General features: G+C 34.0%; 13 protein-coding genes and 1 pseudogene. 4 read left to right on the forward strand and 10 right to left on the reverse strand.

The annotated features are described in order from the left end of the window. Positions 1 to 87: 87 nt before the first annotated feature. Together AC0VZ9_RS24855 and AC0VZ9_RS24860 are read left to right on the forward strand one after the other, a co-directional pair. The gene (locus AC0VZ9_RS24855) at positions 88 to 387 is read left to right on the forward strand and encodes a helix-turn-helix domain-containing protein (RefSeq protein ID WP_159871984.1); all 300 of its coding nucleotides are present in this window, start codon (positions 88 to 90) and stop codon (positions 385 to 387) included. After that, positions 321 to 1253 carry an IS3 family transposase gene (locus tag AC0VZ9_RS24860; RefSeq protein ID WP_159871989.1) on the forward strand — a complete coding sequence of 311 codons (933 nt, stop codon included), beginning with the start codon at positions 321 to 323 and terminating at the stop codon, positions 1251 to 1253. The genes AC0VZ9_RS24855 and AC0VZ9_RS24860 overlap by 67 nt, the downstream gene beginning before the upstream one ends. Positions 1254 to 1527: 274 nt before the next feature. Here the strand turns inward: AC0VZ9_RS24860 and AC0VZ9_RS24865 are convergent, their stop codons facing one another. From AC0VZ9_RS24865 to AC0VZ9_RS24875, 3 genes are all read right to left on the reverse strand, one after another. Continuing rightward, positions 1528 to 3870, reverse strand: a complete 2343-nt coding sequence (locus tag AC0VZ9_RS24865; protein ID WP_475396840.1) for an N-acetylmuramoyl-L-alanine amidase — start codon at positions 3868 to 3870, stop codon at positions 1528 to 1530. Positions 3871 to 4155: 285 nt separating this feature from the next. Further along, positions 4156 to 5196, reverse strand: coding sequence for an acyltransferase family protein (locus tag AC0VZ9_RS24870; protein WP_475396841.1), 1041 nt, complete (start codon positions 5194 to 5196; stop codon positions 4156 to 4158). A 251-nt stretch (positions 5197 to 5447) separates the two neighbouring features. Next, on the reverse strand, positions 5448 to 6893 hold the full coding sequence (locus AC0VZ9_RS24875) for an N-acetylmuramoyl-L-alanine amidase (RefSeq protein ID WP_475396842.1): 1446 nt from the start codon (positions 6891 to 6893) through the stop codon (positions 5448 to 5450). A gap of 259 nt (positions 6894 to 7152) precedes the next feature. Here AC0VZ9_RS24875 and tagU point away from each other — a divergent pair, with 259 nt between their 5' ends. Continuing rightward, positions 7153 to 8082, forward strand: coding sequence for a polyisoprenyl-teichoic acid--peptidoglycan teichoic acid transferase TagU (tagU, locus tag AC0VZ9_RS24880; protein WP_475396843.1), 930 nt, complete (start codon positions 7153 to 7155; stop codon positions 8080 to 8082). Between the two features lie 822 nt (positions 8083 to 8904). Beyond that, the gene (locus tag AC0VZ9_RS24885; protein ID WP_475397529.1) at positions 8905 to 9183 is read left to right on the forward strand and encodes a hypothetical protein; all 279 of its coding nucleotides are present in this window, start codon (positions 8905 to 8907) and stop codon (positions 9181 to 9183) included. Here AC0VZ9_RS24885 and tnpA read toward each other — a convergent pair. The 7 genes and pseudogenes from tnpA to AC0VZ9_RS24920 form a co-directional block, all read right to left on the reverse strand. Next, positions 9087 to 9569 (reverse strand): annotated as a pseudogene (gene tnpA / locus AC0VZ9_RS24890) (IS200/IS605 family transposase). The gene AC0VZ9_RS24885 and the pseudogene tnpA sit on opposite strands and share 97 nt — an antisense overlap. Positions 9570 to 9950: 381 nt before the next feature. Next, positions 9951 to 11117 (reverse strand): nucleotide sugar dehydrogenase, encoded by a 1167-nt coding sequence (locus tag AC0VZ9_RS24895; RefSeq protein ID WP_475396844.1) that lies wholly within the window; start codon positions 11115 to 11117, stop codon positions 9951 to 9953. 150 nt (positions 11118 to 11267) lie between these two features. Then, positions 11268 to 12557, reverse strand: a complete 1290-nt coding sequence (locus tag AC0VZ9_RS24900) for a lipopolysaccharide biosynthesis protein (RefSeq protein WP_475396845.1) — start codon at positions 12555 to 12557, stop codon at positions 11268 to 11270. Between the two features lie 152 nt (positions 12558 to 12709). Then, a complete protein-coding gene (locus tag AC0VZ9_RS24905) occupies positions 12710 to 13819 on the reverse strand; it encodes a glycosyltransferase family 4 protein (RefSeq protein ID WP_475396846.1) in 1110 nt (369 codons plus the stop codon). 106 nt (positions 13820 to 13925) lie between these two features. Next, positions 13926 to 15182: a hypothetical protein gene (locus AC0VZ9_RS24910; RefSeq protein WP_475396847.1), complete on the reverse strand. Its 1257-nt coding sequence runs from the start codon at positions 15180 to 15182 to the stop codon at positions 13926 to 13928. A gap of 62 nt (positions 15183 to 15244) precedes the next feature. Continuing rightward, positions 15245 to 16162: a glycosyltransferase family 2 protein gene (locus tag AC0VZ9_RS24915; RefSeq protein ID WP_475396848.1), complete on the reverse strand. Its 918-nt coding sequence runs from the start codon at positions 16160 to 16162 to the stop codon at positions 15245 to 15247. A gap of 104 nt (positions 16163 to 16266) precedes the next feature. Beyond that, the gene (locus tag AC0VZ9_RS24920) at positions 16267 to 17049 is read right to left on the reverse strand and encodes a glycosyltransferase family A protein (RefSeq protein WP_475396849.1); all 783 of its coding nucleotides are present in this window, start codon (positions 17047 to 17049) and stop codon (positions 16267 to 16269) included. Between the last annotated feature and the right edge of the window lie 22 nt (positions 17050 to 17071).

Below are 17071 nucleotides of genomic sequence, written 5' to 3' on the forward strand. Positions count from 1 at the left end.
AAATCCGGCCATTTTGTAGACTGCACCCCTTATAGTAGATGTTGAAAAACCCACAGTTGGGCAACATTGACTTAAGGGGTGATTTTTATGGCCAAAAAAGGGCAAAGGTTACAAAGTTATTCTTTGGAGATTAAAGCGGAAGCGATCCAGTTAAAAGAAGAAGGTTTTTCAGCACAACAGGTAGCTGACAAACTAAATATCCCAAGCAGAAATACTGTAAAGACTTGGTGGAGGAAATATCAAAAAGAAGGACAAGCATTTTATTTAGATAATAGGGGTCGAAGGAAAGAGTATACAGATCAAGAGCGTTACATTCGGAAATTGGAAATGGAGAATTCTGTTTTAAAAAAGTTTCAGGAAATCTTGATGAGGGAGGGAAGAAATTAAAGTTTCAGGTAGTTGATCTCTTAAGAGAACAATTTAATGTAGCGGAACTTTGTAAATTTCTTGGGGTATCAGTAAGTGGATACTACAAATACAAAAAGTATATACGTTTTGATAGGGATGTTGAATTGAAGCAGCTGATTCTGCAATTATATGAGAAATCCAATAAGCAATGGGGTTATCGGCGTGTTCATATGGAACTTCAGGAAGAATACCGAATGCAAATCAATCATAAAAGAGTCTTTCGACTCTACAAGGAACTTGGAATTCAATCAATTATTCGGAAGAAACACAGATCTTCAAACTATAATCAGTATAAGCGCACTGAACCAGAAACGATTACAACAAATATCATCAATAGAGACTTTTCGGTTGACCAACCTAATAAAAAGTGGGTTACAGATATCACTTCCTTTTCAATCGGGGACGAAAAGTTACACTTATCTGCCATAATGGATTTGTACAATAATGAGATTATTGCATACGAAATGGCAAGGAATAATAGTGAAACGATGTTCGTAATAAAAACTGTATACCAAGCTGTTCAAAAAGAAAAGGATGTGCAAGGTGTCATCCTCCATAGCGACCGGGGAACACAATACACATCCAAACTTTATCAAGACACGCTCGAATCCTATGATATTCAACCAAGCATGTCCCGTCCAGGCAATCCATTCGATAATGCCTGTATTGAAAGCTTCTTTTCCCATTTAAAAACAGAAGCTTATCATCCCTATTCTGTACAAAATATTGAAGAATTAGAAGCAAAAATCCATCAATATATTCATCATTACAATCATATAAGGAGACAAAAGCGGTTAAATAAACAGTCGCCAGTAAATTATCGTCGCCAGAATCTTATAGCATAAGGAAATGGGTCCCTCAAAAGGAACTCACAAATTATTTAAAGTGCACTACTTGATATGGAGCAACGCATGATACCGTCATAGGGGAGCTAGTTGTGTTACAAACCTGCTTCCTAGAGCGAGAATCATGCGTGACGAGGCTCCATGTCAAGTAAATAAAAAGAATGAAATAACTAAAATAAAACCGAAAGGGAGCCATTTCCAAAAGGAAACAGCTCCGGTTTTTTAATATCTCCACTATATGGGGGCTTGACCATTTGATAGCCGGATTTTTTTATTACAAGTTAAAATACTTCTCAAGTCCTTTGTATATCCCAGTTGCTGCTTTTTTCTGATATGCGCTTGTTAAAACAGTTTCCAGTTCTGCCGGATTTGACAAAAATCCCAGTTCGACCAGGATAGCTGCATTTTTATTTTCTCTGATAACATGAAAGTCCCCAGTCTTAACACCACGATCATAGAGCCCAGTCTGCATAATAATTTCCTGCTGAACATATTTTGCCATGAGCAGTTCATTTACATTCGATGCCCAATAATATGTTTCAATTCCATGCGGGCTCGGATTAGGATTCGAATTATAATGGATGCTCACAAACGCATCAGCATTGTATTGATGACTGACTTCGACTCTTTCAGAAAGGGTTAGATAAACATCAGCAGTACGTGACATAACTACCTTAGCACCTGCTGCTTTAAGAAGGGATTCCAGCTGAATAGCGGTCTTTAAATTCAGGAGCTTTTCTACACCTTTAGCTCCATTATCCACACCGCCGTGTCCGGCATCCACTACAATGATTTTACCTTTTAGTCCTTTTTCCAGAGAAGTCTTTTTAATATAACCTGTCACCGGTTTGTTATTAATATAGACAGTGACCTGGTGCCATTCAGATGTAAAGGTCTTATATTTTAATGTGGAACCCTTAGGATAGGACTTTAATACATCAGAGGTAGCAGATGCTCTCGTATATACCCTTACTCCGGAAGGATCTTGTGCAGTTCCTGTTAAAGAAACCTGGGAAGAGACAGTATTTTCAATATCCTGCTTGTGAATATATCCCGTTACCGCTTTGCCGTTAACATAGACTGTGGCCTGGTACCAATTGGCTGTATATGTCCTGTATTTAAGCACTCTTCCCTGTTCATAGCTTTTTAATACACCAGATGATCTGGAAGTCGAAGAATAGACATTCAGGCTAAGCACTTTAACAATCCCTGATAACTCTTTTTGCGGATCATCCGGATCTAAGACTTCACTCTTTTTAATATACCCTGTGTGAGGCTCACCACTTACATAGACTGTCGCTTCATACCAATTATCCGTGAAGGTCCTAAATCGCAGAACAGATCCTTCTGTATATCGCTTCAGCACCTGAGAGGCACCAGATGTTTTAGCATAAACATTAAGACTCACAGGTTTTACAATCCCGGTAAGGTTCACTTGAGGTGTACCTTCCAAAACCACACTGCTTCTATGTATATATCCGACAACAGGTTTTCCATTAACATAGACTGTGGCTTCATACCATTCATCTGTGAACGTCTTAAATTTTATTGAAGAGCCCTCTGAATAACTTTTTAAAACACTGGATGTACTAATTGCCTTAGAATACACATTTAAACGGCTTGTTTTGACAATACCCTTTTTCTCGGTTTGCGGTAAAACGGAGAGAATGACATCATCCTTTTTGATATACCCTGTAGCTGCCTTGCCTCCCACATATACCGTGGCTTGATACCAGCCGGTTATATAAGTTTGAAACTTTAAAATGGAACCTTCTGTGTAGCTCTTAAGGATGCTTGATGAAGATGAAGCCTTGGAATGCACATTTAGCTTGCTGTTTTTGACTGCACCTCTTAAATCCGTCTGAGGATCTGCAGGTTCTTCCACATCATTCTTATTAATAAAACCTGTTTTGGCTTTTCCGTTTACATAAACTGTACATTGGTACCAGTCTGAATCCGACGGATGATATTTCAGCAATGTCCCCTGCGGATAGCTTTTTAAAATGGCAGATTCAGCATCATTGGAAGAGTAAACGTGTGTGGGACTTTTTAAAGCAACTCCGCTAACAGCAGCACTGCTTAAATTCTGCAAAATAGCTGCACTTTTGCTTTGTAAAGTGACCTGTGTTGATGCCTCAGTACCTGTTTCATCATTTCTCTGTAAATCTTCATTAACTTCTTCTGCAGCTTCTTTTACGCCGGTGCCTGCCTGTGTACTTTCATTCTTTTCTTCTGGATGGTTTTCTTCTTCAGCTATAGCCCCATCCTCATTTTCTTCCACCTGACTTTCAGCAGAGGACGTATCCTGGATTGATACATATGACTCATGTATAAATCCTAGTAGGTCCTCACCATTATCAGGGTTTTCATAAGTCACAAACCAATATTCATGTTCAAATTTCACTAATCCGACACTTGTTCCATTTGGTATGGATGAAAGCAGTTCACTGCTTTCATCAGGTTCGAGCATTAATGGAATGTCTTCTCCTGATGATGAAACCACTGTCCCTTTAGTTTGGCTTGCTTCTGTTTCCCCAAACACACCTGTGGGATAAACAGAAAAGAACATAACAAACAAGAGCATATAACTAAGAAGTTTTCTTGCTAGCCTTAACACGAAACTTTATTCCCCCTTTTTAAAATAACAGACCATTCCATCTTAAGAAAATTCGACAAAATCGTCCATTTTTAGCCTAGGAATATATTAACATATAATTGTACCTGGTCCCATAAGGAAAATAATTCTATATTTAATATACTGGTACAAAAAGCCGTGAAAATAGAGGGAATAATAGTTTACCAGAAAGCTCTCCCTTCAGAGAAAACTTATTTTATCTACAAAATAAAAAGGAGGATGCCTAAAAGTAATACTTTTGGGGCACCCTCCTTTTGTTATGAATATTTATGCCGATGTCCTTAATTCATGAACATCAACCACTTTTATTGATTTAGTCTTCTTTACTTTCCCAATAATGAATTCACCTACCGGAACCATGGACAATAATTTTATTATAGCCAGGGATAAAAGCAAGGAAATTGCAAATACTGCTAATACACGTGTACTGGTTTGTTCAAAATAATTAGCTATAAATGGTGCAGCAAACCTTTGGATTTGCCAATGAAGCAAGTAAATTCCAAACGAATAATTACTGATTAAAGTAATGATTTTGAATTTAGGAATGACCTGACCCCAAGCAAGGACCACAGCAGATACTGACAGTACGAGCGGGACTAAATCCAGGCGCCTTGAATTGACGATCATTATGCCTGATTCATAGGATAAATAGACAATATAAAGAGAAATGGCAAGATAAACAAGTGTTAACCACCGATGTCTATAAAGTTTCTCAGCGATGATCTTATAATGTTTACCAATGATGAACGCTGCAGTAAAATACCCAAACCAGGCAAGGAACGGGAGCTTCAGCATATGGGTGTATCCGTTCATAAACTCCGGGGGATTGTTTATTACAGTAGAATACCAGATCATAACCCCTATACTTACAGGGAATAGCCAAACCAGAGAAATATTAAATTTAGTCACAATGTAATGAAGAAGATAGAACTGGAAAATGACGATAATAAACCAGCCAACAAAATTTCCGGTAAAAATATTATCGAATATCTTTAAATCCACCATCACATTTGGATTAAAATAGTTTGAAACCAATGCATCTACGACAGCAAAAAAGAGAAACGGCGCAAGGATCCATTTGATTCTTCCGCTCCAAAATCCTTCAGGCAATCCATTTGGATACCGATTAGCCAGTATAATAACTGAAAGGACAATGAAAGTGGGTGTTGCATATGTTAAAAACACTCTATATAGATTGTAATGTTCAATTTGCGGGTAGCCAACTACTCTTGCAGTTTGGGTCGTACTATGCAATAAAACAATGCTTAGACAAGCAACAACCCTTAGTAAGTTCCATTCTTTAATCATAGTTTATCCCTCTTAGTTGTTATTCTGCTATAACCTCTAAAAATATAAGATATTTGTATAATAGTGTCAAAGTTTATTAAATACATTTATGGATTTTTCTTCAAAATTCGACATTGTTTTTTCATTAATGAATCTTTCATAGCCTTCCTATATGTCGCGTAAGCAATTGCTACTTCTGTGATATTAGACAATTTTGCATAAAAAAAAGGCGTTCCAGAGAAGGAACAACCCATGAGATAACTATATTTCTATTACTTCAGGAAATATTGATTAAGGCCATCATAAATTCCCTTTGCAGCTTTTCGCTGATAATCAGCTGTTGCTACATGTTTTTCCTCATTGGGATTGGAGAGGAAACCTAACTCCAGCAATACAGAAGGCTGCCTGTTTGTCCTTAACACATGGTAATTTCCATACTTCGCCCCAAGATTTCTCATCCCAGTCTGAACCAGTAACCCATTATGAATGGATTGGGCAAGGCGTCCATCTTTGGAGTTATTATAGAAAAAGGTAATTATTCCGGAACTGTTGCGTGAATAGGCATTGTAATGGATGCTGATAAAAGCATCTGCTTTCTGTACATGACTAATATCTACCCGCTGATTAAGACTTAAATATTGATCATTAGAACGAGTCATAACTACTTTAGCTCCTGACTTTTGGAGCAGCGTTTTTAACTCCTGGGCTGTCTTTAGATTGAGAGTTTTTTCTTTGTGGATTTTTCCGCTCGTCCCATTATCATAACCTCCATGCCCAGCATCAATGACGATAACCTTCCCTTTCAGACCTGAATTGGGAGATGCCACTAGCCAGCCTGCAACCCAGCCTTCTTTGCCTTTACTTGTTTTTACTTTGATCCAGCCCTTGCTCTCTCCTGTTTTGACAAGAAAAGTGCCGGCCTTTTCCAAAGAGACAATCCCATATTTAGTGCCCGGGCCTTTTCGGATATTGCTGTTCTCCTTTAAGATAATTCTTGTTTCTTTCACAGTGGCGGCTTCCTCATCATCTATCGGCTTATTTTTATCAATATAAGCAGAAGAAACCCAGCCCTTTAACCCTTTAGCTGCAGTTATAGAAGACCAATTACCTTTCTGGCTATGTACTTCAACTGCGGATCCTTTTGAGATCTTACCTACAACTTTGGACGATGCTGCTGTGCTTGCACGTACATTTAATATGTCTGCAGTAACATAGAAGGTACCTAAGGTTTTAGGAGGAGCAGCTGGCTTTTTCTTTGACACATAGGAAGCAGAGACCCATCCCCTACTCTTTTTGCCCGGGATATACACTTTGAGCCAGCTTCCATCCTTCCCTTCTACCGTTACTGCCGTATTTAAAGGTACTTTTGTTATGATGGAACCATTGGCATTAGGGAGCTTTCTGACGTTTAAGCTGGTGGCTGTTACATAACCAGTCCAAGTAACAGACGAGAGATACGCTGAAGAAACCCATCCAGCCGTTTTGCCAATTGTAATTTTGGACCAGCCTTTTTGCTGTGCACTTACCGTAACGACCTGGCCTTTTTTCAGCTTTCCTATAACAGAGGAAGAAACTGTGGCCTTAGCACGGACATTCAGAATGGTGGCAGTTACCTTTCCCTCAAAAGAATATGCAGCATGAACTGACTGAGTAAACTGAGGAACAAAATGAAACAATAAGACCAAAACACAGAAGACTTTTACCAATGATGACTTCACTCATTACCCACCTTTTTGTCGAATATTTTCCAAAAACTCATCTATTAAACTATAATACATGAAAAAGGGAATAATCAGGGTCTTTTTTACTAATTATTAGCTTCGGAATTTAATTTTTATTACATTAGGCCTGCAATACCCATTGCTCTCTGGCAAATAATAGGGCAATCATTCTAAATTTCTATATCCATTTCGGATGAATTTTGATATTCTATAAGATAGGATTACAAAACTTGTAAAAACGTGGAGGATTTAATAGATGAGAGCCGAAAAAAGAAAGAAAAAGCCGAAATGGCTGAAAGTGATCGGAATACTATTTTTAGTTTTACTGATTGGCGGAGGCGGTTATGCCTTTATGGTATATAAATCTCTGACAGATGCTGTGGAAACCATGCACCAGCCGATTGACCGGGAAAAATCAGATAAGCGTCCTGAAAAAATTACACTGGCTAAAAAAGAGCCGTTCTCTGTATTGATGCTGGGTGTGGATCAGCGCTCAGGAGATAAAGGCCGCTCTGATACCATGATTGTCCTTACCGTTAACCCGAATAATAAGTCCATTAAGATGCTGAGCATTCCCCGTGACACGAGAACGGAGATTGTCGGAAAAGGATTTGAGGATAAAATCAACCATGCATATGCTTTTGGAGATGAAGAAATGTCCATGGCTACCGTTGAGAACTTCCTGGATATTCCGCTGGATTACTATATTAAAGTGAATATGGAAGGGTTTAAGGATATTGTGGATGCTGTAGGTGGTATTAAGGTTAATTCATCACTAGCATTTAATCAAAGCGGATATCAATTTAATGAGGGAAGTAATAGCCTTAATGGAGATGCTGCTCTGGCATATGTCCAAATGAGAAAACAAGACCCTAATGGGGATTTTGGCCGCCAGGATCGTCAGCGCCAAATAATCCAAGGTGTTATTAAAAAGGGGATAAGCGTTAACTCTCTGACAAACTTTGATGATATCTTTGGAGCACTCGGCAAGAATGTACGCACTAATATGACATTTGCCGAAATGAAGGATATTCAAAAGAACTATAGAGATGCTGCGGGAAAAATTGAACAGATGACTATATCTGGAAATGGACAGACAATAAATAAAATCTGGTACCTGATCGTTTCTAGTGATGAGCAGCAGAGAGTTCAAAATGAATTGAAAGCACATCTGGAATTAAAGTAAAAAAGTCTATTTCTTTGACTCTTAAATCAACAATAACTATAATAAACTGCGTATTCCCATATGTCATTTGGAGATTGCATGAACGTACCCCCATCCATTTTGGAGGGGGTTTTATTGTTTTTTCTTTGCCAGGCTCAAACCAATGATAGGTTTCAAACAAACGTTTGATTAATATTAATAAAAATTAATTATTAATTACTCTTTTGACTCCTTCACCGATGCATCCGGAAGACCCACTGTGACAATCGAATCCACTCCAATCATGACTTTCACTTCCACATGGACAAGAGACCTTCCATTCCTCTTATACCTCTACTAGTAAAAACATGTCCATCAGTTTTCAAACGTTAATTTAAAACAGAAAGAAAGCAAACCGCATAACCATTATTCCCCAATTCTTTTTTAATAACAATATTAACAAAAATTTTTGGGAAAAGGGGAGGGAGTAGAATTAGGAGTAATTTCAATAGTTTTAACTAGTTTAACAATAAATTATTTTAGTCAATACTCATATCCTCTTGTTGAAAAATGTTTACTACTGCAATTAAACATCAACCTGAGCTAGAAGAATGAATAAAGAATGTTAATTCTGTAAACGATATTGAGCAAATTTTCAATGAAGCAGTTGGAGTTATTGATGCAAAAGCCAGCCATGGGGAAATTGCCGCTATTAACCTCGTTTTGAAAGCGGCTCGGGGGATCTGTTTCAATCATGAAAGTGGAACAGTAAATATTAATGGAACAAACATAGCAGTTCCATTAATAATTACTGGAGGTTCAGAGGGTACAGCTGGAAAAACTTCAATTACAGGAGGAACTGTAATGAAACCAAAGGGAACAAGTATTACTGTTGGGAATGGGGCTTCGATAACCATAAATGGTGGTGCTAAACTAAAAATAAAAACCACGCGTGAGAACGCGTTTGTTTTCTCTGCGGCTAAAGGGCCTCTGAAAGGTTCGCCAAATGTACTACTTTTACTGGCCAGACCTCAATGGCCTTCTATTTATTTCCGTTTCTTTTTCTGCACCGCTTCACCTGTAAATGGGTCAATATATTCCATCATTCTTAATTGCTCTGCGACTATATCATCCTGTATTTGATTGCGTATATATTCTTCAATTACCTTCTTGTTTCTCCCTACCGTATCCACATAATAACCAGTACACCAGAATTTTCGGTTCCCATATCAATATTTCAAGTTGGCATGACGATCGAAAATCATTAAGCTACTTTTTCCTTTTAAATATCCTACAAATGCAGATACACTTATTTTGGGTGGAATACTAACGAGCATATGTACATGGTCTTTACACGCTGTTGCCTCTATTATCTCTACACCTTTTCTTTCACAGAGAGTGCGAAGTATTTCTCCGATATCTTTTTTGATCTTTCCATAAATGACTTGCCTTCTATACTTCGGCGCAAATACAATGTGATACTTACAATTCCATGTTGTGTGTGCTAAACTATTAGTGTCTTTTGACATAAAAACTCCTCCGTATGCTGATATGTTGGTTGGCGAACCAAAAATATTCTAGCATCACGGAAGAGTTTTTTTAATACCACGCTGAAAGCTTTTCTGAACCCTAGGCCTAGCCTAGGGTTTTCTTTTCCATAAACAAACTTAAAAAAACTGGTTTTTTTAAAATTCAGCCCTTGACCATACAAACGGTAAATCAATAAATAATGAAATTGAACTACATATAAATTAAACGTTGTTGATTTTCCAGCAGGGTTTTTTGTGCCACGAAAAAAGGGGCATCCCCACGGATACAAGAACCCTTTTTATAAGGTCTAAGAAGATGAGACCATACTATATTACAGAATATAATCCCGCCAAGCCAATTTCGGCCTAGCGGGTTCTCTATTAATCTCTACTAAACAGATCTCTTGTATATACTTTGTCTTCTACATCACGTAAATCATCAGATAATCGGTTCGCCACAATTACATCTGAAACCCGCTTAAATTCTTCAAAATCATTTATTACTTTTGAATTATAGAATGTTTCCTCAAGTAAAGCAGGTTCATAAACCACAACTTCAATACCCTTAGCCTTAATCCGCTTCATAACACCTTGAATAGCTGACTGTCTAAAGTTATCAGAGTCCATTTTCATAGTTAGCCTATAGATACCAACAATCTTAGGATTCTCCTTAATAATCATTTCAGCAATATGATCTTTTCTTGTTCTATTTGCATCAACAATTGCTGTCATTATATTATTTGGAACATCTTCATAATTAGCTAATAGCTGCTTTGTATCTTTAGGTAGGCAGTAACCACCATAACCAAATGATGGGTTATTATAATGGTTACCGATACGTGGATCAAGTCCAACACCATCAATAATTTGCTTACTGTCTAGTCCTCTCATCTCTGCATAGGAATCGAGTTCATTAAAAAATGCGACTCTCATCGCAAGGTAAGTGTTAGCAAATAGTTTAATAGCTTCTGCTTCTGTTGAATTTGTAAATAGCACAGGAATATCTTCCTTATGAGCTCCTTGAACTAATAAATCAGCAAACACTTGAGCTCTATCAGATTGTTCACCAACAATTATTCGTGAAGGGTATAAATTATCATACAAAGCCTTTCCTTCACGTAAAAATTCAGGTGAGAAAATAATATTATCAGTTTCAAATTTTTCTTTTATTTTTTCTGTATAACCAACTGGGACTGTAGACTTAATTACCATTACAGCATCTGGATTAATTGAAAGTACATTAGCTATTACAGCTTCAACAGTTCTAGTATTAAAATAATTTTTTTCTGGGTCATAATTCGTTGGTGTTGAAATAATGATATACTCTGCATCTTTATAAGCTTTATAATTATCGGTTGTTGCAGTTAGATTAAGTTTTTTTGTTGCTAAATATTCCTCTATCTCATTATCAATAATTGGAGATTTTTTATTGTTAATCATATCAACCTTTTTTTGAATAATATCAAGAGCTATTACTTCATTATGTTGAGCTAATAATATAGCATTCGAAAGGCCTACATAGCCAGTTCCAGCGATTGTTATTTTCATTTTTATCTTCATTCCTTCTTTAATTAGGCTTAAACTCTTGGCTCTAAACTAAATTTATTTAATTGGTAATTGTTTAAGCTATTCGAAACTATGATTACTGCCTTAAAAATTTTTTAAATAAAGTAGGTATCTAAACTATAAATTTTATTCTTAACTTACGATGGGTCTACTGTTCTTATATTTAATCTCATTTTTAATAAATCTTTGAGCTAGAAAAAAGGTTAGCAAATATATTATTGACATAACTAAGCAATATATAGCAACAGTCCAGTATGAATTAAGAGACAACAGTATAGAGATAATAAAAACAATTAATACAAGCACAATCCTTAAACCATCTAACAAAAGTACTTCTTTCTGTTTTTCATAGACTTCAAATACTCTACTTATAGGCATAAATATTAATCTAGCAAAGACTAAGAAAGCAAGTATTCTAGCATATTCTCCTGCACCATACCAATTTGATCCAAATACCATTGAAAATAGGTTAGGCCCAAACAAAACCAGAAGTATCAGTGGGAAACTCCCTAAGAAGAATAACTTTCTAAACAATTTCTTTGATAACCTCATTAATTTTTCGGGATTACTTTTTCCTATTCTTGCTGCCTCTCCATAAAAAACCTCTCCAACAGAATTGCCTACTAAAAGTGTAGGTAAATTTACTATTGTATGTGCTAATCCATAAAAGCCTATTAATTGATTGCCATAAATAAAAGTTAAAAAGAAGATGGGTAAATGAACGCCAGCAGCGTTTAACAATTGGCTAGGAGCAAAATATATTGGGAATTTTCTATATCTTTTTGCAGCCCAGATTATTCTTCTTTTGTTAACACCTTTAAATATTACTCTTTCATTTTCCATTACAGATTTAGACAATGTCCTTAAACCGGCACTCCCACCAACAATATTTCCTAAAATAAGTCCGATTGCACCGAAGTTTAAAGCTCCGAACCCTATTTTAGTAATATTAGAAAAGATGCTTTGAGTAATTTTGGTTTTAGATATAGTTTTAAAAGATCTATTTCTTAGAGACCATTGAAAAAAAACCTTATATAGTCCTGTAGCAAGAATTCCAAATGGTATTAAGTAGGCATATTGGAAATTGAAATTAAGGTAGGTCATATAAATTACTAGTAATACTATCGAAACAATTCCTACAAAGCCTAATAAAATAATAATACTTAAAACTAAGACGTTAATTGCTTTTTTATCACTATTGGCTATTGCAATACCATGCTCATATTTTAATGAACCTATTATAGTCAGAATGCCCAAAATTGAAGTGTATAACGTTAGAACACCATACTCTTCTGGAAGATAAATCCTCGTTATTATTGGAGATAGAATTGTATTTAATAGTTGTGCAAATGCTGTTCCCCCTGTAACCCAAAGGACACTTTTTGCAAAACTACCCTTGAAAATTTTCTTGAAAAACTTCACCTTTTCACCTTAATTCTTAATAACTCTATTATTTACGATTGATAAGTACTAACTTAAAAGATTAAATCATAATTATATTTAAGCTATTAGCTAATTATTAAGTTAGTGCTACCATAATATCCTAAAGGCTTACCCTAAAGTTGCATCTGGACTCATTTAATATTAGTTAAAACTTTAGTCCATCTTTCTTCCCACAAACCTATATTAAAAGCTTGGGAAACTGTTTCAAATCCATTTTCCGACATTTTCTCTCTTAGGTTTTCATCAATTATTAATTTTTCGATAGCATTATATAATTGTTCCTCATTAGGACTAACAATAAGACCATTATAATTATCTAATATAATATTAGTTAAGCCACCAACATTAGTAGTAACCACAGCACATTTAGAAGCCATAGCCTCAAGTAATGATAAAGATGTCCCTTCCGAACCTAAAGTTGGAACAACAGCAATTTGATACTGCTCATGGATCTCTAAACTATCTTCACTTTTATAAGTAATAAAATTCACTCTAGAATCGCCATTAAATTCTTTTTTTAAAAATTCCTCATCAGGACCAGATCCAGCAAATGTCACTAAAGTATTATCATATTTTTCCAACAATTTTTTTATTGTTTTAGCAAATAATCTAGTACCTCTATATTCAGTAAATCTTCTTGCAAAAATAACTTTAATTTGACCCTTATCCTTTGAGATTATTTCATTTTTCTTAATCCTTGTACTATTGGGTATTACAAAAAAGTCTTTATCCACATTACAAACCTGAGTTCTATACCAGTTAACAAAATTATAATCAACACAAATCAAAGTCTTTAATGGTTTCATTCTTTTTAATCTTCTATAACTATTAAAATATTTTTTCAGGACCTCTAATGTATAATATTTTAAACTTGGAAGTGGTCTATCCCATGTTATTCCATGCTGAATGGTAATGACTCTCTCAGTGAAAGAGGGAACGAACATGTCATCTGTTGCAAATAATAATATGTCTCTTTTTTCAAATTGTCCTTTCACAAAGTTTACTAGAGCTTTACTTTTTTTCCTAGTTTTATTTATATCTTTAACGTCAACTCCATACACATCAATATCCATAAATTTATTGTGAAAATTGCTATCAGCAAATTGAACTATAACAGGAGTTTTATTATTTTTTTTTATTACATTAATCAGTTGTCTTATATATGTTTGTATTCCCCCAACAGTATAATTTTCTCCTTTCATATCAAAAAAGGATCGATATAAAATAAAAACTTTGTCCATTAAATCTGCTCCATTTCTCACAGTGAACGCTATTTTTTCATTCCTTGCATTCATATAATATTTAAATAGAATAAGTATTTATTAAGATTTCTAATGTTGAAAATCACTAATATTGAATATATTTGTATATTTTCGAATTAAAACCACCTATGATTAACATTAATAACCATAATATATTAGCTGAAAAGACTGAGTTTTGAGAAATAATAAGAAAAGTAATCGTTACTATATATATTCCTAACATTTCAAACTTATAAATATTCCAAAATCTAATTATTTTAATCAATGGAATAAACAATAATAAAATAATAAGAAAACTACCTATAATTCCCGAATATAGTACAGCAGAAATTATTGGATTATGAGGATAAACTTCTCCCACAACTCCTACTTTATTAGAAAGTGATTCTAGATAATTAAATCCATTTCCAAAAAGCATAGTTAATATGTTACCTTCACCAATAAGTTCATAGCTAAATTGCCATAGGCTTGTTCTTGATGAAAAACCATCATCAAAATTACCGATTGTTTGATATCTGTCTATTAACCTTGAATACTCATACTCATTAATAATAGTAATATCAAATATTTTAACAAAAAACATGGAAAATATTAATGAAATAATCACTGAAATACTTCCTTTAAATGTAAGCTTTCTAAGTCTAACTATTTTTATAATACTATATAGTAATAAAACAAATAAAAATACTATTAAAATTAAGAGTCCTCTACGTGACCCAGAAAGTAAAACTGAAGTCGAAATAATTATGCTACCTGAAATACAATATATTTTATAGAAGAATGAATTTGTAGTATTAAATAATGAAATTGTCCCTATTAGTCCTATTATTAAGCCTAGTGAAAACATATTGTAATCTGGCATTAAAGAGGTTCCCCAGGGATATATACTATCAGGTCCCATTAAAAAGTCTAATCTTACACCGGCCAATAACTTTGTATATTTATATAAAGAAAACAATGCCACAATAGGCATAATAATTGATATTAGAAGTAAGAAATTACTTAAAAACTTCTTATAAACATCCCTGTCTAAATTCCCAATTAAAAATAATAGTATTATAATATTAGTAATACCTATAATATCACTTACATTATTATCATAAATAAATCCCCCATTAAAAAGCATTGATATTAAATAAATAATAATACAAACGAACATTAAGATTATATACCAATTAATCTTCAATTGAATTTGCTTATTTATAAAGGCAATAAATAAATATATAAAGATAGATAAAGAAAAAAGAGGAAACCCATATGGGAAGGACAACCCTATTACAGTGATTATTAGTAAGTATGATAAAAAGTAATGTAAACTAAAATATTTATTTACTATAGACACAATTTAATCGTCTCCTGTCTAAAAGATTTTAAAAAAAGTAGAGTCAATAAATATCTATATTTTTACTTTTCATAAGAATATAGAGGTTGCTTCAGGACTTTTTTAATTAATCCTAAAATTAAATAGTTATTAAACATAACTGGTGCTACCCCCATCATTCTAAAATATATTTTTAGAGCTCCTTTAAAGTTCTTATTTTTAATATAATTAAGTAGGACACCTCTATATCTGCTTGAATATATATTCTTCTTAGCCTGTTTATACGTATTTTCTAAGATATTAATATAGTCTTGATAATGTTGGAAAAATTGATTGAAATTATTCTCATTATCATACGGATTAGCAACGTTTGATCTATCAATTAAGTCAATATGTACTAATGCCTCTTTTACGACCCCAATTTTATACCCTAAATTAAAATATCGTATAATAAACGCCACATCCTGATTCCGCTTAAGTCGTTCGTCCCATCCTCCAAAATCCTCTATGATAGATTTCTCCATCATAATCATATTTGTATCTATAATATTGCTTCCCATAAATTGCTCATACATTAAGTTTCCAACTCTAAATGGTATTACTGTTTTATTTCCAATTTTCCATCCACAATATGTCGCTTTATATTCTGGATGATTATTCAAATATTGAAGTTGTCGTTCTACCTTCTGTGGAAAATAAAAATCATCATCATCCAAAAAACAAATATATTTACCGGTTGAATGCTTTATACCTGTATTTCTTGCTGCAGAACCATTTCTGTTTATATCATGTTTAATATATTTTACACGAGTTTCCTTCTTATACTTTTCCATAGTAGCCTCTGTCTTTTTTCTGTACTCTGTATCAGGATTGTTATCATCCACGACAATAACTTCCAGATTAGTATGTGACTGATTCAAAACTGAATCGATAGCTCTAGTTAAGTACTCAGCCCTTCTATATGTTGGAATAACAATACTAACTTTATCCTTATAATCCAATGATTTCACCCCTTCATTTACTAGCTAAGAAAATTCGTCTGTTTGAATTCAATTTTAAGTACTTCACTAAAATTGATTACTATATTAACAACTTTACCCTAATATTATTCTTTGTACTTTTTTATCCCTTGAACCATATAATCAAATGCCTCACGCAGATTCATTTGATTTTTATACAGTGAATGTTTTCTAATTGCAAATTGGAGAGCTAATATATATGAAAGTTTGGGCATAACTGCACTAAATAAGGCACCTTTATCAATAAAGAATTTTTTATTATATCCAGTAAACCAACTTGATTGATAATTGTAAACGTCAGCAATTTTTTGGGGACATGTATAGACCTTTAATCCCTTTTTTAGACAGTCTGTAAGAAAGATAGTATCTTCCCCAGAACCATACCTCGCACCGCCACCAAATAAAAGTGTAAAGTGAATATTAGACTTTAATATTGCCTCTCGTCTAAATGCGATTCTTACAGCTCCATATTTCAAAGAGTTAAAATATCTCACTCTTTTATTTTCTAATTTTTTAAATCTCTCACCCTTATTATCAATAATTGTTACACCAAATACAATTACATCTGCTTTAGGATTCTTTATAAATTCGTTCAGGATTATATCCTCATAATTATCCACATATACAACATCATCATCAGCCAATACACAAATATCAGCATTTGACCTCATCAATGCATTATTTCTACTTTTTCCAACACCTTTTTCATTAAAGCTATACATTCTAATCAGATTTTTTTTATTTTTAATCTCAGTATAATCATAATAATCACCTTGATTTATAATAATAACATCAGAAACAATATTCATCTTTTCTGCTATAGAGGTGTCCTTTTGATTCATAGTTGAAACTAGTAATTCTAATTTCATTATTTTGTTCCTTTCAATTGTT

Source organism: Cytobacillus sp. QJM3NY_8, assembly GCF_056173585.1.

What these genes read in the sequence shown, in the direction of transcription:
- AC0VZ9_RS24885 (WP_475397529.1), top strand. Translation starts at nt 8,905, where the DNA reads ATGAAACCAAAGGGAACAAGTATTACTGTTGGGAATGGGGCTTCGATA.
- AC0VZ9_RS24870 (WP_475396841.1), bottom strand. Translation starts at nt 5,196, where the DNA reads ATGATTAAAGAATGGAACTTACTAAGGGTTGTTGCTTGTCTAAGCATT.
- tagU (WP_475396843.1), top strand. Translation starts at nt 7,153, where the DNA reads ATGAGAGCCGAAAAAAGAAAGAAAAAGCCGAAATGGCTGAAAGTGATC.
- AC0VZ9_RS24855 (WP_159871984.1), top strand. Translation starts at nt 88, where the DNA reads ATGGCCAAAAAAGGGCAAAGGTTACAAAGTTATTCTTTGGAGATTAAA.
- AC0VZ9_RS24895 (WP_475396844.1), bottom strand. Translation starts at nt 11,117, where the DNA reads ATGAAAATAACAATCGCTGGAACTGGCTATGTAGGCCTTTCGAATGCT.
- AC0VZ9_RS24905 (WP_475396846.1), bottom strand. Translation starts at nt 13,819, where the DNA reads ATGGACAAAGTTTTTATTTTATATCGATCCTTTTTTGATATGAAAGGA.
- AC0VZ9_RS24920 (WP_475396849.1), bottom strand. Translation starts at nt 17,049, where the DNA reads ATGAAATTAGAATTACTAGTTTCAACTATGAATCAAAAGGACACCTCT.